The organism is Flavobacterium sp. WC2421 (genome assembly GCF_040822115.1).
Lineage (GTDB): Bacteria > Bacteroidota > Bacteroidia > Flavobacteriales > Flavobacteriaceae > Flavobacterium.
Genome location: NZ_CP162004.1, coordinates 3,240,674 through 3,261,932, shown reverse-complemented (window position 1 = coordinate 3,261,932; position 21,259 = coordinate 3,240,674). Strand labels below are relative to the sequence as shown.

At 31.6% G+C, this 21,259-nt stretch carries 23 protein-coding genes; 6 read left to right on the top strand and 17 right to left on the bottom strand.

Annotated elements, in window-relative coordinates:
• The 5 genes from menA to AB3G33_RS13890 all read left to right on the top strand — a co-directional run bounded on the left by menA (nt 1) and on the right by AB3G33_RS13890 (nt 4,480).
• A complete protein-coding gene (menA, locus tag AB3G33_RS13910) occupies nt 1–963 on the top strand; it encodes a 1,4-dihydroxy-2-naphthoate octaprenyltransferase (protein WP_367770584.1) in 963 nt (320 codons plus the stop codon).
• Nucleotides 964–974: 11 nt separating this feature from the next.
• Nucleotides 975–1,652, top strand: a complete 678-nt coding sequence (locus tag AB3G33_RS13905; RefSeq protein ID WP_367770581.1) for a metal-dependent hydrolase — start codon at nt 975–977, stop codon at nt 1,650–1,652.
• 177 nt (nt 1,653–1,829) lie between these two features.
• A complete protein-coding gene (locus tag AB3G33_RS13900) occupies nt 1,830–3,032 on the top strand; it encodes a tetratricopeptide repeat protein (protein ID WP_367770578.1) in 1,203 nt (400 codons plus the stop codon).
• 188 nt (nt 3,033–3,220) lie between these two features.
• Nucleotides 3,221–3,397 carry a hypothetical protein gene (locus AB3G33_RS13895; RefSeq protein ID WP_367770575.1) on the top strand — a complete coding sequence of 59 codons (177 nt, stop codon included), beginning with the start codon at nt 3,221–3,223 and terminating at the stop codon, nt 3,395–3,397.
• A gap of 30 nt (nt 3,398–3,427) precedes the next feature.
• On the top strand, nt 3,428–4,480 hold the full coding sequence (locus AB3G33_RS13890) for an o-succinylbenzoate synthase (protein WP_367770573.1): 1,053 nt from the start codon (nt 3,428–3,430) through the stop codon (nt 4,478–4,480).
• A 54-nt stretch (nt 4,481–4,534) separates the two neighbouring features.
• On the opposite strand, the gene AB3G33_RS13885 is transcribed toward AB3G33_RS13890, so the two are convergent.
• The 4 genes from AB3G33_RS13885 to AB3G33_RS13870 are packed head-to-tail and all read right to left on the bottom strand — an operon-like array spanning nt 4,535 to nt 9,265.
• Entirely contained in the window at nt 4,535–5,764 is a 1,230-nt protein-coding gene (locus AB3G33_RS13885) for a cation:proton antiporter (RefSeq protein WP_367770570.1), read from the bottom strand.
• A 2-nt stretch (nt 5,765–5,766) separates the two neighbouring features.
• On the bottom strand, nt 5,767–6,666 hold the full coding sequence (locus AB3G33_RS13880; RefSeq protein WP_367770567.1) for a mechanosensitive ion channel family protein: 900 nt from the start codon (nt 6,664–6,666) through the stop codon (nt 5,767–5,769).
• A 6-nt stretch (nt 6,667–6,672) separates the two neighbouring features.
• A complete protein-coding gene (locus tag AB3G33_RS13875; protein WP_367753660.1) occupies nt 6,673–7,482 on the bottom strand; it encodes a mechanosensitive ion channel family protein in 810 nt (269 codons plus the stop codon).
• 40 nt (nt 7,483–7,522) lie between these two features.
• On the bottom strand, nt 7,523–9,265 hold the full coding sequence (locus AB3G33_RS13870) for an APC family permease (RefSeq protein WP_367770564.1): 1,743 nt from the start codon (nt 9,263–9,265) through the stop codon (nt 7,523–7,525).
• 243 nt (nt 9,266–9,508) lie between these two features.
• Between AB3G33_RS13870 and AB3G33_RS13865 the strand changes: the two genes are divergently transcribed.
• Complete coding sequence (locus AB3G33_RS13865; RefSeq protein WP_367770562.1) at nt 9,509–9,790, top strand: hypothetical protein; 282 nt, start codon at nt 9,509–9,511, stop codon at nt 9,788–9,790.
• Nucleotides 9,791–10,124: 334 nt separating this feature from the next.
• Here AB3G33_RS13865 and AB3G33_RS13860 read toward each other — a convergent pair whose 3' ends face one another.
• From AB3G33_RS13860 to AB3G33_RS13800, 13 genes are all read right to left on the bottom strand, one after another.
• Complete coding sequence (locus tag AB3G33_RS13860) at nt 10,125–10,571, bottom strand: DinB family protein (protein ID WP_367770559.1); 447 nt, start codon at nt 10,569–10,571, stop codon at nt 10,125–10,127.
• Complete coding sequence (locus tag AB3G33_RS13855; RefSeq protein ID WP_367770556.1) at nt 10,561–11,043, bottom strand: nuclear transport factor 2 family protein; 483 nt, start codon at nt 11,041–11,043, stop codon at nt 10,561–10,563. Before AB3G33_RS13855 ends, AB3G33_RS13860 begins: the two co-directional genes overlap by 11 nt.
• 144 nt (nt 11,044–11,187) lie before the next feature.
• A complete protein-coding gene (locus AB3G33_RS13850; protein WP_367774158.1) occupies nt 11,188–12,246 on the bottom strand; it encodes a class I fructose-bisphosphate aldolase in 1,059 nt (352 codons plus the stop codon).
• 28 nt (nt 12,247–12,274) lie between these two features.
• A complete protein-coding gene (locus tag AB3G33_RS13845; RefSeq protein WP_367770553.1) occupies nt 12,275–13,363 on the bottom strand; it encodes an alkene reductase in 1,089 nt (362 codons plus the stop codon).
• Nucleotides 13,364–13,565: 202 nt separating this feature from the next.
• Nucleotides 13,566–15,599: an outer membrane beta-barrel protein gene (locus AB3G33_RS13840; RefSeq protein ID WP_367770550.1), complete on the bottom strand. Its 2,034-nt coding sequence runs from the start codon at nt 15,597–15,599 to the stop codon at nt 13,566–13,568.
• A 79-nt stretch (nt 15,600–15,678) separates the two neighbouring features.
• Nucleotides 15,679–17,469 carry an Ig-like domain-containing protein gene (locus tag AB3G33_RS13835; protein ID WP_367770547.1) on the bottom strand — a complete coding sequence of 597 codons (1,791 nt, stop codon included), beginning with the start codon at nt 17,467–17,469 and terminating at the stop codon, nt 15,679–15,681.
• A gap of 333 nt (nt 17,470–17,802) precedes the next feature.
• On the bottom strand, nt 17,803–18,534 hold the full coding sequence (locus AB3G33_RS13830) for a diguanylate cyclase (protein WP_367770545.1): 732 nt from the start codon (nt 18,532–18,534) through the stop codon (nt 17,803–17,805).
• 169 nt (nt 18,535–18,703) lie between these two features.
• Nucleotides 18,704–19,033, bottom strand: coding sequence for a hypothetical protein (locus tag AB3G33_RS13825; RefSeq protein ID WP_367770543.1), 330 nt, complete (start codon nt 19,031–19,033; stop codon nt 18,704–18,706).
• Between the two features lies 1 nt (nt 19,034).
• Complete coding sequence (locus AB3G33_RS13820; protein WP_367753640.1) at nt 19,035–19,385, bottom strand: hypothetical protein; 351 nt, start codon at nt 19,383–19,385, stop codon at nt 19,035–19,037.
• 8 nt (nt 19,386–19,393) lie between these two features.
• A complete protein-coding gene (locus AB3G33_RS13815; protein ID WP_367753638.1) occupies nt 19,394–19,687 on the bottom strand; it encodes a YtxH domain-containing protein in 294 nt (97 codons plus the stop codon).
• A 46-nt stretch (nt 19,688–19,733) separates the two neighbouring features.
• Nucleotides 19,734–19,886, bottom strand: a complete 153-nt coding sequence (locus AB3G33_RS13810) for a lmo0937 family membrane protein (RefSeq protein ID WP_367753636.1) — start codon at nt 19,884–19,886, stop codon at nt 19,734–19,736.
• Nucleotides 19,887–20,080: 194 nt separating this feature from the next.
• Complete coding sequence (locus AB3G33_RS13805) at nt 20,081–20,272, bottom strand: hypothetical protein (RefSeq protein WP_367770541.1); 192 nt, start codon at nt 20,270–20,272, stop codon at nt 20,081–20,083.
• 248 nt (nt 20,273–20,520) lie between these two features.
• Nucleotides 20,521–21,258, bottom strand: a complete 738-nt coding sequence (locus AB3G33_RS13800; protein WP_367770539.1) for an MlaD family protein — start codon at nt 21,256–21,258, stop codon at nt 20,521–20,523.
• Nucleotide 21,259: the final 1 nt, after the last annotated feature.

Genomic DNA, 21,259 nt, shown 5'->3' with positions numbered 1-21,259 from the left:
ATGAAACATTGGATTGAAGCGGCCCGTTTGCGCACGTTGCCTTTATCGGTATCAGGAATAATTGTGGGAAGTATGTACGCCTTGGCTAACCCAACAGATAATATACTTACCCCAACTGAAGTTTTTAATTGGAGACTCTTTGGTTTTGCAATACTAACTACACTTGGATTACAAATCTTATCTAATTTTGCCAATGATTATGGCGATGGAATGAAAGGAACCGACAATGAAGATCGTGTGGGACCAAAACGTGCCATACAAAGTGGAGTAATTTCACCACAAGCCATGAAACGAGCTATAATCATTACTTCGGGACTTACGTTGCTTTCAGCGATGTTACTAATTTATTTTGCTTTTGGTGATACAAACCTGTTCTATTCTTTTTTCTATTTAGTACTGGGAATTTTAGCAATTGCATCGGCGATACGTTATACAGTAGGAAGTAAAGCATACGGATATCGTGGTTTTGGAGATGTATTTGTATTTATCTTTTTCGGATTAGTAAGTACTTTGGGCGTGAACTTTTTATATTCAAAACAAATTGATGTAGAACTTTTTTTACCAGCAATGGCAATAGGTTTTTTAAGCGTAGGAGTGTTGAATTTAAACAATATGCGGGATGAAGAATCTGATAAAAAAGTAGGGAAGAATACGCTGGTTGTACAAATTGGAGGTAAAAAAGCAAAATTATACCATTACTTTTTAATTCTTTTTTCAATGGCTTTAGTCTTGATTTTTGCTTTACTCAATAGCTTTCAATTTGACCAATACTTATTCCTACTGGCATACATACCTTTAACAAAACATTTAATTAACGTTTATAAAAACCAAGACCCAAAGTTATTAGATCCTGAATTAAAAAAACTAGCACTAAGTACATTTGCACTTTCAGTATTGCTTTCTTTGTGTATGATTTACTTTTTTTCGGATATTATTGTGAACACATTTATGGGGGGTAGATAAAAAATAAAACTATGAAAATAACATTTTACGGACACGCATCTTTAGGGATCAAAGTAGGAGGGAAACACATTTTAGTGGACCCATTTATCACAGCAAATCCATTGGCCGCACATATTGATATCGAAACTTTAAAAGCTGATTATATCTTATTGACGCATGCTCATGGAGATCATATTCTAGATGTAGAAGTAATCGCCAAAAGAACTGGAGCCGTTATTGTTTCAAATGCTGAAATTGCGGGTCACTATGCAGCCAAAGGTTTTACCGCGCATCCTATGAATCACGGCGGAAGTTGGAATTTTGATTTTGGAAAAGTGAAGTATGTAAATGCGATTCATTCCAGTTCATTTCCTGACGGATCTTACGGTGGAAATCCAGGAGGTTTTGTAATTGAAGGAGAACATAAAAATATTTATATAGCTGGAGATACTGCTTTGACAATGGATATGAAATTAATTCCAATGCGAACCAAATTAGATCTAGCGATTTTGCCAATTGGTGATAATTTCACCATGAATGTTGGTGACGCGATTATTGCATCAGACTTTCTTGATTGTGACAAAATCCTAGGATATCACTACGATACTTTTGGTTATATCAAAATTGATCATAAGGAAAGTATTCAAAAGTTTTTTGATAAAGGGAAAGACCTAATGCTTCTGGAAATAGGAGATAGTATCGAATTATAATTTTTATCCTGAGCGTAGTCGAAGGAAGGAGCTATTTCCAGCTGTTTGTTACAAACAAAGTTCACTGAACTCCTATGTAAATGAAAGTTAAGTGGAGTAATCTTATGTGCCAAAACCTGGCGCATAAGGATTTTCACTTCCATCTGAGCTACGCCAATTGCAATAAAAGAAACCAAAGTGAAAAAAATCATTGCATTGCTATTTATTAGCATTTTTTATCAGTCGGCTTTTGCTCAAAAAGAAGGCTATTGGGACAAAGACAGAGCAACTACTAAGGAAATTATTGTTTCAGCACGAGACAGAGTCATTGTAAAAACAGATGATTTTCCTGTAGGAACTACAGAGTTGATTTATCGCATTACTTTATTGGATGAAAATCAACAAATGGCCAGTAGTTTAGTTTCTCTATTGAAAGCCATTCCTGACCCAACAGGTATTAGTCAAGGCTCAGCAGGAGCGGTCTTTATTTTATCTAAAATTTCAGGAACGGATAAATGTAATTATGCTGTTTTTTCATCAAATGAGCTCGCTTTAGCGTATCAAAAAGACGATAAAACAGATAAGGCTTGTGTAGTTCAAGATGTACCATTAAGCAAAGATGCTAACCGATTGTCCATCGATAAATCAAGTTGCTTGAAATCCAATACGACTAATTTATGGTTTGGTTTCAAAAGCAGCAACTGGATTATGAAACAAAAAATAATTCTTGAAGTAGTGCCTTGGGTAGATAATAAGCTTAGTAGAGGATGGACTTTAGAAAATAGAAAATACATTATCAATCAATGTAAAACATCTGCTTTGGCTAGAAAACTATCTAACTCGGATGATTTTTGTATTTGTATTGAAGAAAAAATTCAAAAGCAGTACAAGTTTCAGGAATTCCAAAAACTACTCGCTATAGAACAAGCAAAAGCATACAAAGATTTTGGCAATAGTTGTTTTAATGAAATAAACGGTTCTAAAGGTGTTTTGGATAATTTACGTACACAAGCATCCAATTTCATTAAAAAAGGAGATTATGGCAACGCAATTGCACAATACAATACAATTATCAATGAAGGTAAAGCCACAGCATTAGATTATAATGCAATTGGGTACACTTATATTTTAACCAAGCAATATGGTAAAGCAATCAAATCTTTAAAAGAAGGAGTGAAGCTAGATGATACTGAACTGTTAGTTAAACTAAATTTAGCACATGCTTATTTATTCAATGACGAGTATAGAAGTGCTAAAACTATTTACAAAGAATATCAAACTCAAAACGTAACGGATAGCTTAAGTTGGATTCAAAAAATCAATAGTGACTTTGCTATCTTCAAGAAAGTAGGTTTGCCTTCGGGAGATTTTGAAAGAGTTTTGAAGTTGATGGAAAAATAGTTTTTGTAACCATATAAGTCATTTAAGTTTAGCAGATGTTGAGGAAACTCAGATGTCCTTAAATGGCTTATATAGTTTTAGATTTATTACTTAAAATAGGTTTTCGATTGCAATAATAAAACTTATATGACTTATACGTTTGAATTATAGAGCTAAGAACTTTAAATGCTTTAAAAAATAAATAATTTATGAAAACAGCAATTACAATTACACGTTATTTTGGGATATTTATGCTATTTATTGGCGTGGTTTTAAATCTTAAAATGTATCTATTGGTGGAAAGTCCAACCTATATGTTTACTATATTGAGTTTTTTCGGAATTTTATTAATTGGAATCTCCTACTTGATGAAACCAAAATCGTAATTCTTTAAAAACAATTTAGTTCGCATTAAAATGAAAGCTACTTACCACAAATATATTCTCGACTTCAAGCGTCCGTCTGGGACTTCTCGTGGCGTATTAACTCAAAAAGAAACTTGGTTTATTGTGCTTGAAAAAGACGGTAAAAAAGGAATAGGAGAGTGTGGTGTTTTGCGCGGTTTGAGTATGGATGATCGACCAGATTATGAAATTAAATTGCGATGGACTTGTGCTAATATTCATCTGGGTGAAGAGCAACTTTGGGAAGCTTTAATTGAGTTTCCCTCAATACAGTTTGGGGTGGAAATGGCCTTTCAATCTTTGGCAAGTGTAACACCTTTTGAATTGTTTCCTTCGGACTTTGTTGCGGGTGAAAAATCAATTCAAATCAATGGACTTGTATGGATGGGAGAACCTTCTTTTATGAAGGAGCAAATCGAGGAAAAATTAGCCCAAGGATTCAATTGTATAAAATTGAAGATTGGAGCGATAGATTTCGATAAAGAATTGGAATTGTTAGCTTTTATTAGGGCAAATTTCAGTCCTGAACAAGTCGAAATCCGAGTGGATGCTAACGGCGCTTTTAGTTTAAATAAAGCTTTAGTTAAAATAACACAACTAGCTGGTTATGTATTGCATAGCATAGAGCAGCCTATTGCTAAAAACAACACTGACAGGATGTCAGAGCTATGTAAAACCACTCCCCTGCCGATTGCTTTGGATGAAGAACTGATTGGCGTGTTTTCATTTGAAGATAAAGAACGACTATTGCAAAAAATAATGCCACAATATATCATTTTGAAGCCTAGTTTTATAGGTGGTTTTAGAGGAACGAAAGAGTGGATTTTACTGGCCGATAAGTATCAAATTGGTTGGTGGATTACTTCGGCTTTGGAGAGTAATATTGGTTTAAATGCCATCGCACAATGGACTTATTTACAGCACAATTTAATGCCACAAGGGTTAGGGACTGGAGCACTTTATACTAATAATTTTGATTGCCCATTACAAGTTAGTCAAGGGCAATTATGGTATGAAAAAGACCGTGGTTGGGACTTTGATTTTAACCAATTAGAAACGGTTTAACTATCGAAAAGGCGTGTTTTGTAAAATGTCGATTCAGGTTTTATTAGCTTATTTTTATTGCATTTTTTTAGCAAATTTTCCAATAGTTAGTCCTTGTACTAAAATAGAAAAACAAACAATTACATAGGTGATTGTTACCCATATTTCTTTGTGATATTCTGGATTAATTGATAAAGCTAGAGCAATAGAAATGCCTCCTCTTAGACCTCCCCACGTTAATATTAGTCTCGTTTTTTGAGTTATTTTTTCTTTAAGTCGTACCGAAATGGATGGAATAAAAATGGATATGTAACGAGTAATTAGTGTAATGACTAAAATAATAAAAGCTGCAATAAGTATTTTTTGATTGGTTTGAATAACTAAAAGTTCTAATCCTATAAGTACAAAAAGAAGTGCATTTAGGATTTCATCTATTAGTTCCCAAAATCCGTCTACATATCGTGCTGTTATATCTGACATACCTAAAGTTTTTCCTTGGTTACCAGTAATCAACCCCGCAACAACCATAGCTAGTGGGCCTGAAACATGAAGATAGTGTGCAAGTGTATAACCTCCCATAACGATTGCTAAAGTGATTAATACTTCTACTTGGTAATGATCTATACTGGCTATGAATTTAAATCCAATATAACCCACTATCAGACCTAGAATTAAACCTCCGATAGCTTCTTGACCAAACAACATCATTATACTAATTGCGTCCAAGTTTGCACCAGGACTAGCTAGTTTTAATAGTGTAATGAATACTACAACAGCTACACCGTCGTTAAATAAAGATTCTCCTGCGATGATTGTTTCTAATGATTTTGAAATTCCAGTACTCTTTAAAATACTCAAAACTGAAATAGGATCTGTAGGTGAAATTAAAGCTCCAAAAAGCATGGAGTGGATCAAATCTATTTTGAAACCCATAAAAGTCAATACATAATAAGATGCAAATCCTATTAGGAAGGTACTAATCAGCACGCTTATGGTTGAAAATAATAAGATACTTAATTTTTCATTGTTCAAATCTTTGAATTTAATGTGAATTGCTCCTGCAAAAAGCATAAAACTCAACATTCCTTCCAGTAGTAATTCACTAAAATTGATATTGTACATGGTAGCGGTTATGTCTCGCTTGAAATCAGGGAAATTATTCCCGAAAACTAATATAAATAGAGAAAAAACTAAGGACACAAGCATTAAACCAATAGTGCTTGGTAATTTTAGGTAACGAAAATTAATGTAAGCAAAGACTGCTGATACTACAATTAGTATTGAAAAAAGATGAAATACGTCCATTATTATTTTTTGATATTGATATTGAAATCAGGTGCTTGAACCAAGTGGAATGTGGCGGAAGCCATTTTTACCTCTCCGTTTGTAGCTTCTATTTGGCTTAAGATTTTAGAAAACAATGCCGTTTTGGTAAATCTTCTTTTTTTATAACCTACCACATAACGAAGCGTATATTCGGCCCAATTGTCATTGGCAACCAAGGAAATCATGGGTTCAGTTTGTGCGTCTTCTAATCTATATTTATTTTGAAGTTTTTTCCATTTTTCTTTTGAAGTATTGGTTAAATCACCTGCAACTTCGATACCTACATTCAATATTATTTCTTGAGCTTTATCGTAATTGCTTCCGTATTGAATGGGTATTTTTATTTCGTCCCATAAAAAAGGAAAATCTCCAGAATAATTAAAAACAGGTTCTTTAAAAACATAACTATTGGCAATCAATACTATTCTTCCATTGTATAAATCACCATCAACCCATTGCCCTGTTTCCATAATTGTAGTTCGTAGCACTCCAATATCCATTACGTCTCCTTTTATTCCTCCTAGTTGTACGCGATCTCCTGTATTATAAAATCCACCAAACATGATGGCTAACCAACCTGCAAATGAAGCAATAACTTCCTGTAAGGCAAACGCAATTCCTGCACCTGCAACGCCTAATGCAACAGTAAATCCACCTAACTTATCACTAAAAACAACAGTCAAAAAAATAATAGTTATCAAATAACCCACAAAAGTGCTGAACTTTTTAGCTTTATATCGATTGTCATTGTCTTTAATTTTTGAAAACAGCTTTTTTTGAAGGGCATTAATAATCATCCAAATTATGGCAACACCAACAAGAAAAGTCACAATTTTCCCAACAGTGGGATTATATAGGTATTCTTGGATTTGCTTTTCCATTTTTGTCTATTTGTTGATGTGTATTACTCTTTGAGGAAAAGGAATGATGATATTATTTTCTTTAAATAATTCAAATATTTTGATCCTCATTTCACTTTTTATACTTTCGACTCTAAAAACATCTTCAGACCAGAAAATAACAGAAAAATTTAGTGATGAATCACCAAAATCAGTAAATCGAACAAAAGGATTTGGTTCCTTAAGTACACCGTTTTGACTATCAACAGCTTCCTTAAGTACTTGCATTACTTGTTTTATATCCGATGAATAATCTACACCTATATTGACGTCAAACCTTGACGAGAGATCATTATGTGTCCAGTTTATTAACTGATTTTTTGTTAAATTAGAATTAGGTAGGATAATGTATTTATCATCTCGCGTTAAAACGGTGGTTGTTCTTAAGTTGATTTCCTTTACAATACATATTAATCCGTCAGCTTCTATAACATCATTTACCTTAACTGAAGAGTCAACCAAGAGTATAATTCCAGAAACAAAATCACTAAATAGGTTTTGTAATCCCAAACCAATCCCAACTAATAATGCTGCTGAACCTGCTACTAGTACCGATAAATTAAATCCAAATAGTTGTAAACCAGTAATAATCGAAATTACAATAATTAAATATCTGACTAAACTGTAAATGGAATATTTTTTAGCTTCGTCAATTTTGTCAACTTTGTAAATTGTTTTTTTAATAATTTTCAAAAGAAGACCCGTTACGATAAGAAAGACGAATAGCTTTATAATGCTAATAATCTTAATATTGAATTCTCCATCTTGAAAAAGAGTATAGTTTAATAGTTCTTTCATTGCATTGTTATTGAGAGAATTAAATAAGAGAATATTAAAATTACATAATTAAACGTACACCACCAAGTTCAGATACTCTATAAGAGAAACGATTTCCTGGAGAACCAATAAACATAAAGTTTTTTGGAATTTTCCATTTATTTGATAGTTCATCGATGATTTCAGGACCAAAAACACCTTCTAGTTCAATAAATTCGATATCAATTTCAGGATAGGCGCGATCTAATACTTTAAGATCTTTTATAAGTAAATCGTTATTTTCCCCTTCACTTTTTACATTGACAATTTTTAATTTTTTAGTGGTTTCGTTATTTTGAACGTATTGCATTACCTTATTTATGATAGCGACGTCATCCCCTTTTGTGAAAAACACAAGTTCTTGTGAATTGATTTTTAAATTCATTTTCAATAAATAACGATTACTGAAAATAACCATTCTTCGTAATGGTTTGTAAAAATATTCTAAAGCTTCAATCAATACTTTTATAAGAAAAGATCGGTTGAGCATAATTGAGACAAAAAGTAAAGCTGGAATTAAGTATTTAATAAAAGTGTAGAAAGAGTCTACATTTAATTGAACATTTCCTATAAAGGCAGCTATGATAAGTGAAACTGCAAAAACTACTGCAATTCCTCTTGCTTTTTCTGGTCTTGGTAATTTTTTACGTTTGAATTTTAATAATAAATTTCCAATTCCAAATAATCCCATTACCGCTAAGAACGAGAAGGTGTAAACTCCAGCTAATGCAATAAGATTACCTGCTGTAACGAATAAAACGGATACACATAATATTAAGAAGCTGATGATTATTCTATAATTAGAACCACGCTTATTTTGTTTTAAAAAGTAGTTGGGTAAAATACGGTCTAAAGTCATACGATTTAATAAACCTGAAACTCCTACAAATGATGTTAAAACAGCACCACAAAGCACTAGAACAGCATCTATAGAGATAAGATAAGCTAACCAAGATCCACCAGTTGTGTGTCCTAAATAAGCTAATAATGACTCTTGATGTTCTCCAACTTGCGCAAGGGGGATAATACAAATTAATAATAATGCTATAACTGGATTGAAAAAACTTACTATAGCCCACATATTGCGAAGTGTTTTTGGAAAAACACCATGCTCTTGTTCTTCAACAAAATTAGCTGAACTTTCAAAACCTGAAATACCTAACATTGCTGCGGAAAACCCTAAGAATAAAGCATTTATGATTCCTCCTGAAGTTACAGGCAGACTCCAGTTGATGTGAAATGTGTCTAATCCATTGGAAAAAATAAACCAAGAAGACGCTAGGACTAATATACTTAAGGTTGATAAATGAATAATAAAAATGACAACAGCCACAATCGCTGATTCACCAATTCCTAAAATAGCTAATCCAGTAAATGCAAGCAGAACAACAACTGTTGCGATGGCTACATTTATTCCTGGTGCAATGCCGTGAAGATAATGCATTCCTTCAGATGCCGATATAACAGCTGTCGCCATATATGATAATACCGTTAAAGTAGCAGCAAGCGAAGCTAGTCTTTTTGAAGAAGTATTTAATAATACATTATAAGCACCACCGTTTAGAGGTATGGCACCAACAACTTCACCATATATTTTTCGGAATAAAAATAATACAACTGCAACTAATAATAATGAAATCCAAGCATATTGCCCTGCATACATAATTGTAAGTGCCGATACGTAAAGACAAGATGAGCTAATATCATTTCCGCAAATAGCGGTTGCTTGTAGTTCATTTAATTTTTTATGTAATACTTTTTTCATTATTTTTTTAGATTTAGCTCAATAATTGTTTTTGGATATTGCTCGCAAGATAATCATTTGTAATAGATTGCCAAATTAGAATATAAATTACGAATTTATTATAAATGAGAAATGAAAAGTATTTTTGAGATCGTTTATTTTTTTTGTAATTTTAAGTTACTGATTTATAGTAGTTTGAGTATTTTTTTAATTTTTAATTCTTTACCTTTAAATAGCGTAAAATGAATCGTAAAAATTGATAATATGAAACCTATTCTAAAACTTAAATGGTTAGTTGCTTTAGTACTTTTTACTAGTATCCAAGTAAATGCACAAAAACAGCCTGTAAAGATATCGTTAAATGATTCCCTTCAACAAAAAGAAATTTTTAAAACGATAAGTGAAGATAAACCGCTGGTGAGGCAATTCAAATCTGTTATAAAAAATAAAAAAAATGCAACACATATTATTGGCAATCAAAAGATGATAATTGGTAATAGTATGGAAATGGATTCTATTGATTTGAAAAACGGTCATGGTGAATAATTGTACTGTTTATAAATTACATAAATAAGTTAAATTGGGTTTGGGTTAAAAAATATTTATGTGTTTTAATTCAAACATAACAGCAAATATCTTAATAATATTAATTATTGGAATGTGTGAATGATTTGGATTCTATGGTTGCAAATATTGTTTTTTTGGTAAATCCAATACCGATAAATTTAAAGAAAGGGAATCTCTTTTGGAAATGTTGAAAAGGAGTATGAAAATGGGGAGTTATCTACAGCAGAAGCATGAAAAAAAAATAGGAGAGAATTAGTAACTTAAAAAAAATGATATAGATTGAATTTCTTCTATCTATTTTGCAAAAGCTATCTTATTCATTTAATAAACGGCGATGGTAATTTATTTGTCCAAGATGATAAGCTAGGTGCGTAGTCAAATGGATAAGCATAAACTCAGTTGTTGTTTTGTTTTCGAATACTAACATTGGATAGTCCATTTTTAAATCATCTTCTTTTATTGCATTTAAGGCTTCCTCGACTACAAGTAGTGTGGCATCGATTTTTTGTAACAATTCGGATTTTGGAATATTCCTTAATGAAAATTCAAGAGATCTGTTTCGGATATAGTCTGTTTTCCCAAAAACGGTTCCAATATAGGTGTTAAGATTTCCTATTAAGTGAAGGCATAAATTTCCGGCAGAGTTTGATATTCCATTTTCTACCTGCCATATTTTACTTTCATTTTGATACAGATCAATTTCAGTTTTTAACTGATTAAGATCTCGTTTAAATATCGTTTTTAAAGTATTAATTATCATTAGTTATTTTTTTTTGATAATTCTTGAGTGATAAAAGTGCTTTTTCGTGAATTTTTTTTTGCATAAAACCAGTCCAACCAAATAAAACTCCAGTAATACCAAAAGCTTGTTTTGACCATTTCCAAATATCAAAATCATCAGTATGCTTAATAATTAAGCCATTTTTAAAATGAAATTGAGAACTAACTTGATTTATAACTTTCCGATTCGTTTTGCTAAAATTATAAGTAGCTACCCATTTTGCACTACCTAAATATTCATTAGCTTCTATATGTGAAAATTCGATTATTAAGTTTCCTTTGCTTTTTTCAGTAAGCATTTTCCACATGTCACAGACTCTGTTTCCTTTTAATGGTCCAAAAACAGGATCTCTAAATTTAATATCTGGATGATAACATTCACACATTGTTGAAGCATCAGCATTAGAAAAAGCAGAATAGAATTTGGTTAGTGTTTTTTCGTTTTCGGTCATATTTATAATTAATGAACAGTAAAAATAATAATTTATTTGTTAAGAATTAATTTTATAATCAATAAGTAAAAATGAATTTGATTTTTTAATTTAATTTTTTTAATGATTTCGATTAATTTTCACTGATTTACTATTATAGCACAATTAAGCAATTGTTATTTCTTTTGCCAAATAAATTTTTTGAACTGAGTTTATAAGCGCTACGCCTTCACTAAAAGAGCGTTGAAAAGATTTTCGCCCCATTATCACTCCAGAACCTCCTGCTCTTTTATTTATTACTGCTGTTCTTACCGCTTCTGCAAAGTCAGTTTTACCTTTTGATTCTCCGCCAGAACTGATCATTGCAATACGACCTGAATAACAATTTAGAACTTGATACCGACAGAGATCAATAGGATGCTCACTTGAAAGTTTAGTATACATATCTGGATTAGTTTTGCCAAATTTTAAAGCAGTAAAGCCACCATTATTAGTAGGCAACTTTTGTTTAATAATGTCTGCTTGTAATTTGACTCCCAGATAATTGGCTTGTCCCGTAATATCTGCAGCAGTATTGTAATCGATATTGTCTTTTGTGAATGCAGTGTTTCGGGTGTAGCACCAAAGTATAGTTGCCATACCTAAATTATGTGCTTCTTCAAATGCATGTGCGACTTCTATGATTTGTCTGTCTGACTCAGCTGATCCAAAATAAACAGTAGCACCTACAGCAATAGCTCCCATATTCCATGCATCACGTACACTGGCAAACATAATTTGATCGTATTTATTTGGGTACGTCATTAATTCATTATGATTTATTTTTACTATAAAAGGAATTTTATGTGCATATTTTCTAGAAAGCAATGCTAAACCGCCCATAGTCGAAGCAACTGCATTGCAACCAGCTTCTAATGCTAATTTTATTATATTTTCTGGGTCAAAATAAATTGGATTTGGAGAAAAGGAACTACCAGCAGTATGCTCGACTCCCTGATCAACTGGTAAAATTGATAGGTAACCAGTTGCAGAAAGATTTCCATTTTGATAAAGTTGGTTTAAACTTCTAATGGATTGTCCATTTCGGTTGCTGTTTAAAAATAAATCAACACTATCTTTATTGGGTAATTGGATTTGATTCTTGACAATTGTTTTACAGACATGATTCAACAAGTTCTCTTTATCATTACCTAATAAATCTAATAATTGGAATATATCTTTCATCATGATTTTAATAAATTAAGTATTATTTTCAAGAGGTATAAAATGGGTAATCAGTATATCCTTTTTCATCGGCAGTATAGAATAGATCCATATCTAGATCCTCAGAAATGGGCCAATTATTTTTAAGTCGATCCACAAGATCAGGGTTAACAATGAATGGTCTACCAAAAGCAATACCATCAGCTAGACCACTTTCAATAGCTTCTTCGGCTGTTTCAGTATTAAATCCACCACAAAGTATTATAGCATTTTTAAAATTTTCACGAATCATTTTTTTAATTTCTAAAGGAACAGGAGGTGCTCCCATTGCAGAATGATCTACTAAATGGATATAAGCAATGTCAAGTTTGTTAAGTTCTTTAGATAAGTAATCGTAAGTCGGATTAATTTCGGGATAATGAGGCATGTCACTTGCGACACCATAAGGAGATAAACGAATTCCTGTTTTGTCTTTTCCAATTGTTTGTGCTACTGCTTTGGTTACTTCGAGTACAAAACGACATCGGTTTTCAATACTCCCACCATAATTATCAGTACGAGTATTGGTGATAGGTGAAAGAAATTCTTCTAATAAGTACCCATTGGCAGCATGTAATTCTACTCCGTCAAAATGAGCAAATAGGGCATTTTCAGCAGCACAAATAAATTCGGTTTTTGCATGGATTATATCTTGTAAAGTCATTTCAGCTGGGGTTTCAAAGTCTTGAAAATCTTTTAAGTCAGTCCACATTTGCCCACTTGCTTTAACGGCTGAGGGTGCCAGTATTTTTGAACCTACAGGCATATTAAGGGGGTGACTTATTCTTCCTGAGTGCATTAATTGAACAATTATTTTGCCTTTATTTTTATGAATTGTTTCTGTGATTTTTTTCCAGGCCTCAACTTGTTTTTCACTAAATATCCCTGGAATTCTGGCATAACCTAGACCGTTTGGAGAAGGTGATGTTCCTTCAGTTATGATCAATCCTGCAGTTGAACGTTGCTTATAATATTCGCACATAAGTTCATTGGGAATATTTTTTAATGCTCTGCATCGAGTCATTGGGGCCATAACAATTCGATTTTTTAATTCGATTGAGCCAATTTTTATAGGGGTGTATAATAGATTTTCTCTCATGATATTATTGTTAAATTGTTGATATAAAGATAATTATATTTATTGATTTAAATTATTATAGAATTAAAATTTTCATAGCATGAATATTGGCTTTAATTATATTTTAGTTGATTATCAAATAAAAATAGAACACAAAAAAAGAGGATAGACTTTTAAGTTTCTATCCTCTTTTTTGAATGATATAAGTATCTTCGCTACTCTTTTATTTAGTAGCTGGAATAATGTCAATTATTACAGTTCTATTATAAGAACGTTCTTCTGGAGTTTTATTTTCAAAAGGAGCTTTGTTTTCATCTTCTCCAAATCCATGTAATTCAAATTTCACATCATTTCTTCCAGTTTTAGATAAACCACTTTCAATAATGTTTTTCACATCATTAGCGCGAGCTAAAGACAAATCTTGATTGTGAATTTCTTCACCGATTATATCAGTATGTCCATGAATAATTACGGTTGCTCCAGCTGGAATTTTTGGAGTAATTACATCAGTAAGGTATTTTTCATAAATTGAAATAGCTTTAGCTTTATTAAACTCATAAATAATACTGTATCTAATTCCTTCTTCCACTTTTGCTGGTGTCCAAAGTACAACATGTATAGGGCTTTCTTTCTCTACAATTTTACCGCTTTTTGATTGACCAATCATTTTTACATTGTAATCCCCTTCTGCACGGTTACCTAAGATTGCTTTACCAGGTATACGAACTACATCTTCTGTATATGGACCAAAAGATTGTACTTTTCCTTGTTCATCAGCAATTTGTAAAGACCATGACGATAAAGCTTCAGTAGCTCCTGTATTATCAAAAGTAACATAGCTTTCAATTGGTGCTTCTTGTAGTGCTACAATTTTTACTGGTTTCAATTGGGCATCAGGTCCGTTTTGAAATTCCATCAATAAATCTGGTGAAGTACTTTCAATTGATACTCTACGATCTCCTTCATTAAGAAGTTCTAATTCTAATGTTCCTCCTGGTTGTAAAGAAGGGATATTAGGTTTTGTTTGACCTTTAGTTATGATTCTTGACGCATCAATTGCAAATACATTTACTAAATACGTTTTAACAGATTCTGCCATTACTAATCCATCTGTAGGACCATTTTCTGAAGACCCTACTAAAGAAATTGTTGATGTAGGATTTTTTTGCATACGATCACCTAAAATATTCAAAATATTATAGTAAACAGTCATTTGTCGTTTTGAACGGTCAGACAAGTTTTTAGGAGCATAAACTTCTAATTGATCTTCTTTGAAATCTTTTACCTGATTTTTAGTTAATAAAACATAACGGTTTGGAATTTCAGTTGAACCGGCATTAAAATACACATAGTTTCTAAGTGGGAATATTTCATTATATCTAGACTCACCTGGTAGATTACTTGGTGAATTAATAGAGAATTTCACTTCGGCGTCTTTTACCATATCAGTAGACTGTTGGATATTTTGGCCTTGTCCAAATTTAAGTGCAACACCAGCTCTTACAGTAGTAATATTCCAAGTTTCAGTTGAACGAGGATCTTGACCAAAATAAGGTTGGAAAGAAACAAAAGGAGACAATACAAATTGCGTTTTGTTACTATCTGTTGAAAGTGGAATGTCATATCCAGCTCCTATTTGCATAGAAACAATCGTTTTATTGACATTGTCAAAATCACCTTTCACAGCTGGATTAGCTGTTTGATCTGGATATGCAGGATTTATACCTAATTGATAGGTAAATGATTTATCCATATTGAAAGCCAAACGTGGACCTCCATATATATAGAAATTAGATTTGAAAGGAGCGAAACGCAAACTTGGCTCCACTGTAATATAACTCACGTTCGTTTTTAAATCCGCAGGACAGTCACATGCTGTAACTACTTGGTCAAATTTACCCTTACGATTGTCATATCCAGCTTGTAACATAACTCCCCATCTTGAATCAGCAGGACGATATTCTAAAAGTGGTGCAATAAAAAGACCAGCTCCAAATCCATCATGAAATGTTTTAGGAGAAGTAAAACTAGCATTCATTTGCTGTGTTGACCCTCTGTAAAAATTAAAATTAGCACCACCAGCTAAACCAAAATACCATGAAGGTTTTGTATACTTAGCTTCTAGAGTCTCTTGTGCTTGAACTGAAGTTTGAAAACTCAACCAAGCTAAAGTAATAATTCCGATACTTTTTAAGGTACTATTAGTAAGAGACCATGCAGTAGATGGTGTCTCGTTATAAATATTTTTTGATTTCATTTTTGATGTATTTTATTATTAGGTTTTATTTAAATGAATCCCGCCCTAAGACGGGATATTTAAAACTTTGATTGTTTACTTAATTAGCAGGGATATTAATAATTGTATTTACCATAGTTACAGAAGAAACTAATGAAATAGCTCTACCATTTAATACTGTTTCTTGACCTACAAGAGTTGTACTATTTCCTGGAGAAGACAATGTCACACCATTATTAGCAATAATGTTTCCTACCATTACACCACCACCACCGTAGTTAATTACGGCTGTGCTACCTACGTACCAATACACATTATTTGCTGAACCAACTCCATTTTTAAATTTAACACTTCTAGAAGCTGCTGGAGATCCCACTGTTAGGGATGATGCTGCTTGGAAATACCAAACTGCATTTGCATCACCTTGTGCATCTAATTCTAAATCACCATTTGTAATTTTATAGGTACCACTTGCTGATTTATACACACCAGGCGCCAATGATAAGGCTCCTAATTCACCAGATCCTTGATCACTTCCACCTGGTTTCGAAGCTGGAGAAATACTATTATAAACATCTCTTGCAGCATTCAATCCTTCAAGTGCTATTTGTGCTTTTGTACCATTTCCTGGTGCAGGTGCTGCAGCAAAGACTCCACCAGCTACAAGACCGTTATTAAGAGGTGTAACAGTATATACTTCAAATGGTGAAGCTAAAATATCTGTAAAACCTGTTACTAATGTAGAAGCAGCTGTTGTACCAATTCCTCCATTATTAATTCTTGTTAATAATCCTTGATTCGTTATTCCAGCATTTCCACCAAAGACTCCGAAAGTTAATTTTGAAGTAGAAGGGATAGTTGGGTTTGTAACCAATGTTGTAAAGCTCCATACATAATCATTAGCTAAAGCAACACCTGCAGCATTTTTTGCACCAGTTGTAATTGTCGCAGTATAAAGTTTCCCTTCCAATAGATCATTTGTTGGATTAAAAGAGGCAGTTGTTCCAGAATAGCTTACTGTTCCTGCAATTGTTGTTATACCTTGTTTTAAAGTAAAAGTCGTTCCATTAATTGTTAACGGATCCATAATCATACTAAAGTTAGCTGTAACCGTTTGATTTAGATTAATTCCTGTCGTATTGTTTATTGGATCTGTTGCAGTTACTGTAGGAGCTACTAAAGCACCCGTTGTAAATTTCCATACATAGTCACTTAATAATGCAGTATTATCTAAATTTGTAACTGCTTTAGAAACTGTTGCTGTGTATACAGTATTAGGAGCTAAAGGTCCTGTTGGAGTAAAGATAGCAGTAGTACCACTATACGATACAGTTCCTGAAACTGCTGTAGTTCCTTGTTTTAAAGTAAAGTTAGTTGTATTAATAGTTGAAGCTTTCATTGGCATATTGAAATTAACACTTACTAATTTGTTTAAAACAACATTATTGGTGTTATTTTCAGGATCAGTAGAAGATACCATTGGGGTAATAGTTAAACCAGTACTGAAAGTCCAAATAGTTTCGGTTTGTAATGCGTTACCCGTAAGATCTTTTACAGTTCTTGTTATTCTTGCGCTGTACGTTGTATTAGGGGTAAGTAAAGCGGATGGGGTAAAAGTTGCAGTAGTTCCGCTGTATGTAACTACACCAGCAACTTGAGAAGTTCCATTTAAAGTAAATGAAGACTGATTTATAGTTTCAGCATTCATTTCTTCATTAAAGCTTACAGTAATTATTTGATCAAGGGGAACATTTGTAGCTCCATTAATAGGACTGGTAATTGTCACAAGCGGACAAACACCATCTATTTCTTGAAAATCATCTTTTGCACAACCATAAAATAATGCAATAAAGAGTACTGCGACGGTTAATAGTAATTTTTTTGTTTTCATTTTTATTTAATTTTGGGGATTGATTGTTATGTGGAACAAAGGTTCATTGTTAATGCCTCTTACCTGTTATACTATTAACTTTCATTGTTTTATAATTCACTGATAGTATATTTATAAAATATGATAAAATGCTCAATGTTAGTTTTTTACAAAATAATGGTAGTACTGCTTTTATTTTACAATAGCAGTATTTATTTCAATTTCAGAGAAATAAAGTGAGATTTAGAAAATAGCAAAAGAGTTCGAAAACCATGTTGTGTCCATTAGGTATAAAAAAATTCCCCTTATTACAATTTGTAGTAAGGGGAAATCTTTTATATAGATAAATTTGATTTACATTTTCACTTTTTTCTTTAGGTATAAAACATGTGCATTTAATTCTCTAGTTAAAAGGTCTAGTGATAAAGCGGAGTCTTTAATGTAACCTATAGATTGATTAATTTCTTCTTTTGAATCGTTGGATAAATCAATGACTTGAGACAAACCTATAATATTGGCTATTGGTTGTCTTACTTTATGGGAAGTCATGTACATAATTTTTTCTAATCCTCGGATATATTCTTTTTGGGATTCTTCGGCATTCTTAAGTTCTAAATTAGTAGCCATTAATTCAGCTGCTCTTTTTTCTTTTTCATCATTTTGAAAGGCGAGCTCTTTATTAGCAATAATTAATTCAGCTGCTCTTTTTTCTTTTTCATCATTTTGAAAGGCGAGCTCTTTATTAGCAATAATTAATTCAGCTGCTCTTTTTTCTTTTTCATCATTTTGAAAGGCGAGCTCTTTATTGGCAATAATTAATTCAGCTGCTCTTTTTTCTTTTTCATCATTTTGAAAGGCAAGCTCTTTATTGGCAATAATTAATTCAGCCGCTCTTTTTTCCTTTTCATCATTTTGAAAAGCAAGTTCTTTATTGGCAATAATTAATTCAGCCGCTCTTTTCTCTTTTTCATCATTTTGAAAGGCGAGTTCGGTATTGGCGATAATTAGTTCAGCTGCTTTTTTTTCTTTTTCATTATTTTGAAATTCAAGCTGCAAATTAGTAATTATCAAATCTTCTTTTTTCATTTTCATGTCCATAATAAAAAGCTACTTTTTTGTGATTTACCGACAACAATTCATGAAATCTTAAATAGTTATAAATAAATCGTATGCCTTTTAAAAGTAAATTATTGGTCTGAAAAACAATTACTTATATAAATTAACGGCATTATTAACTTAAATAAATTTGATTGAATCATAAAGAGGAGTGCTTAGAAACAAAATTAGAAACTACAAATTGAAATACAGAACCCAAAACTCTTTTTATAGGATTTTGTGAACTCCCTAATATTAATTTCCTAGACAAATATCCTGTTGATAGACCAATGACATTATTGAGAATGCTATTTTTAATGACTGGAGAATCTGTTAAATCTGTAAAAGCATTTTTAATTAAATTCATTAGTTTTATGCTCTCATATGTGCAATGAAATTGTTCTTTTAGAGATTCGAATTCATCTGCTTTTTTTGTTTTTAGAGCTAAAATCGTTTGGTCTAAAAGATCGGTTTCGTTTAATTTTTTCATTTTATTTCTGTTTTAGCATTTTTCTAATGATAAAATTGCTCACTGGCATTTTTATCCATTGATCTTTATAATAATACAATACAATAGAAATAATGAGATAGAAAGCGGCTACAATAAAAAAACCATAAAAGAAGTTACCAAGCGTTTCTCCAATCCAAAAAGACAAACCAAAATTAAAGAGTAAAATGAACATAACAAAAACAATAGCAATTGCTAGTCTTGAAATTAATGAGGATAAAACGTCCGAAGATTTATCTATAACATTTAGCTTAGCTAACTCTATAGAAGTGCGGGTGTAATTCTCAGCCTTTTCAAAAAGAATTTCTATTGTTGATGTTGTATTATTGTTCATAATATAAATTAGTTATTTAAATTCTTGATATCTAAATTTTCCAATTCTTTTTTTGTTTTATCAAATTTTGATTTTCCTTCTATATAAAGATCTTGACCTTCTTGTTTTAGAGTTTCATATTTTTTAGAGATAGTATCTAAAGCAGTCTCGTATTTGTCTTTTAAATCATCAGCATAATCATTGCTTTTACGTTTGATTTTTTTTCTAGTTTTTTCGCCTTTATCTGGAGCAAATAAGATTCCCATTATTGCACCTGCTGCAAGTCCACCTAATACTCCTAATATTACTTTATCTGTTTTCATAATAATTTTTTTAATGTTAATTTTTTTTAATTTTTAGTTGATTATTTTATAATCTTCTTCCTTGGATTATTCTTAATATTATTGCTATGATTGCAATAACTAATAAAATATGTATTATCGATCCTAAACTGTATGCAAAGAATCCAATTGCCCAAAAAATGATTAAAATGACTGCTAATGTGTAAAGTAGATTGCTCATGATCTTTAGTTTTATTAATTAATATTTGTTTGTTGAGTTTCTGTTTTTATATATAACAAAGGTCATTATTTTACTAAAGGAATCTGTTACACAACTTTATTTAAAAGTTACATTATTAACACTTTTTACTTTTTTTGATGCTGTAAAATTTTGAAAAGAGTCACTTTTATTCATTCAGCTATCTGCAATAGCTATTAAATGGAATTAAGAATTTGGTATATTTCAACTTCTGTTTTGCCAAGCTTAAGTTTAAGCTTCTCTATCATTTCATTTTCCTTACCTTCCAGAAAAAGAAAATCAGTATCTGTTAGTCCAGCAAATTTTTCTTTTAACTTTGCTTTCTGTACTTCCCAGGTCTCTTTAATTTTTTCTGATTTATTTTTCATTATATTTAATTTGAAATATGTTTTACAAAGGTGGGGGGGTTTATGCTAGAAAGTCTTACATAACTTTTTAAAGAATTTATATGATTTACTTATTTTGGTTTATTTTATAGAAGAGATAGGCTATAATTTAAAAAAAAAACACCACATTTATTTAAAAATGAAGTGTTTCTTTATAATTTTTAAAAATCAGTAATGTTTTACTATTTACTTATTAATCGTTAAAAAACAGTTGTTTAAAATGTTTAATCTTATTTTTTTTGTTCAGTATTGATCTTCTCTTTTTTTGCGTTTTCTATTTCTTCGATTTTCTTTTCTTCTACTTTTTTCTTTTTATTAAAATATCCTTTTAGTAGAAAATTATGTTTTGCCGCTTCCATATTCTCACTCAATCCTTTGGAACCTGTTTGTAGGTTTGTAAGTGTTTTTGTTAGACTGTTAGCAAATTTTTCATCGGTAATTAATTTATTCAAAGCACCATTTCCATTATTCATCTTATAAGTAAATTGAGCAAGCTCATCGGTTATTATGCTAGCATTATCAATACTGGTTTTAAGGCTTCTCATTATTTCATCCATTTCAATGGGGTTTATTGAGGCTATATTATCATTGTCCTTTACTTTATTTTTTGAAGCAGTACCTGGAGAAATAATAAGTACTTTATCACCCATTAATCCATCTGATCCTATGCTTGCATGGGCATCTTTTTTTATGAATTTTTGCACGTCTTTTTCTATTAATAATCGAACAACAACTGATGTATCTGTTATTAATTGAATCTCACTAACAGTTCCAACGTTTATACCCGAAAAAAGCACATTATTCCCCACTTCTAAACCACTTACATTTTTAAAATGTGAGTTTAAAATGAATGTAGAGCCAAATAAATTTTTTTGTTTTCCAACAAAATAAATAGTGGACGTAAAAGCGACCAATCCTATTAATACAAACATTCCTAATTTCCATGTACTTCCTGATTCCTTTTTCATT

Excerpts from the sequence above, each read along its gene's own strand:
- menA (WP_367770584.1), top strand. The coding sequence starts at position 1 with ATGAAACATTGGATTGAAGCGGCCCGTTTGCGCACGTTGCCTTTATCG.
- AB3G33_RS13905 (WP_367770581.1), top strand. The coding sequence starts at position 975 with ATGAAAATAACATTTTACGGACACGCATCTTTAGGGATCAAAGTAGGA.
- AB3G33_RS13895 (WP_367770575.1), top strand. The coding sequence starts at position 3,221 with ATGAAAACAGCAATTACAATTACACGTTATTTTGGGATATTTATGCTA.
- AB3G33_RS13890 (WP_367770573.1), top strand. The coding sequence starts at position 3,428 with ATGAAAGCTACTTACCACAAATATATTCTCGACTTCAAGCGTCCGTCT.
- AB3G33_RS13885 (WP_367770570.1), bottom strand. The coding sequence starts at position 5,764 with ATGGACGTATTTCATCTTTTTTCAATACTAATTGTAGTATCAGCAGTC.
- AB3G33_RS13880 (WP_367770567.1), bottom strand. The coding sequence starts at position 6,666 with ATGGAAAAGCAAATCCAAGAATACCTATATAATCCCACTGTTGGGAAA.
- AB3G33_RS13875 (WP_367753660.1), bottom strand. The coding sequence starts at position 7,482 with ATGAAAGAACTATTAAACTATACTCTTTTTCAAGATGGAGAATTCAAT.
- AB3G33_RS13870 (WP_367770564.1), bottom strand. The coding sequence starts at position 9,265 with ATGAAAAAAGTATTACATAAAAAATTAAATGAACTACAAGCAACCGCT.
- AB3G33_RS13865 (WP_367770562.1), top strand. The coding sequence starts at position 9,509 with ATGAAACCTATTCTAAAACTTAAATGGTTAGTTGCTTTAGTACTTTTT.
- AB3G33_RS13860 (WP_367770559.1), bottom strand. The coding sequence starts at position 10,571 with ATGATAATTAATACTTTAAAAACGATATTTAAACGAGATCTTAATCAG.
- AB3G33_RS13855 (WP_367770556.1), bottom strand. The coding sequence starts at position 11,043 with ATGACCGAAAACGAAAAAACACTAACCAAATTCTATTCTGCTTTTTCT.
- AB3G33_RS13850 (WP_367774158.1), bottom strand. The coding sequence starts at position 12,246 with ATGAAAGATATATTCCAATTATTAGATTTATTAGGTAATGATAAAGAG.
- AB3G33_RS13845 (WP_367770553.1), bottom strand. The coding sequence starts at position 13,363 with ATGAGAGAAAATCTATTATACACCCCTATAAAAATTGGCTCAATCGAA.
- AB3G33_RS13840 (WP_367770550.1), bottom strand. The coding sequence starts at position 15,599 with ATGAAATCAAAAAATATTTATAACGAGACACCATCTACTGCATGGTCT.
- AB3G33_RS13835 (WP_367770547.1), bottom strand. The coding sequence starts at position 17,469 with ATGAAAACAAAAAAATTACTATTAACCGTCGCAGTACTCTTTATTGCA.
- AB3G33_RS13830 (WP_367770545.1), bottom strand. The coding sequence starts at position 18,534 with ATGAAAAAAGAAGATTTGATAATTACTAATTTGCAGCTTGAATTTCAA.
- AB3G33_RS13825 (WP_367770543.1), bottom strand. The coding sequence starts at position 19,033 with ATGAAAAAATTAAACGAAACCGATCTTTTAGACCAAACGATTTTAGCT.
- AB3G33_RS13820 (WP_367753640.1), bottom strand. The coding sequence starts at position 19,385 with ATGAACAATAATACAACATCAACAATAGAAATTCTTTTTGAAAAGGCT.
- AB3G33_RS13815 (WP_367753638.1), bottom strand. The coding sequence starts at position 19,687 with ATGAAAACAGATAAAGTAATATTAGGAGTATTAGGTGGACTTGCAGCA.
- AB3G33_RS13810 (WP_367753636.1), bottom strand. The coding sequence starts at position 19,886 with ATGAGCAATCTACTTTACACATTAGCAGTCATTTTAATCATTTTTTGG.
- AB3G33_RS13805 (WP_367770541.1), bottom strand. The coding sequence starts at position 20,272 with ATGAAAAATAAATCAGAAAAAATTAAAGAGACCTGGGAAGTACAGAAA.
- AB3G33_RS13800 (WP_367770539.1), bottom strand. The coding sequence starts at position 21,258 with ATGAAAAAGGAATCAGGAAGTACATGGAAATTAGGAATGTTTGTATTA.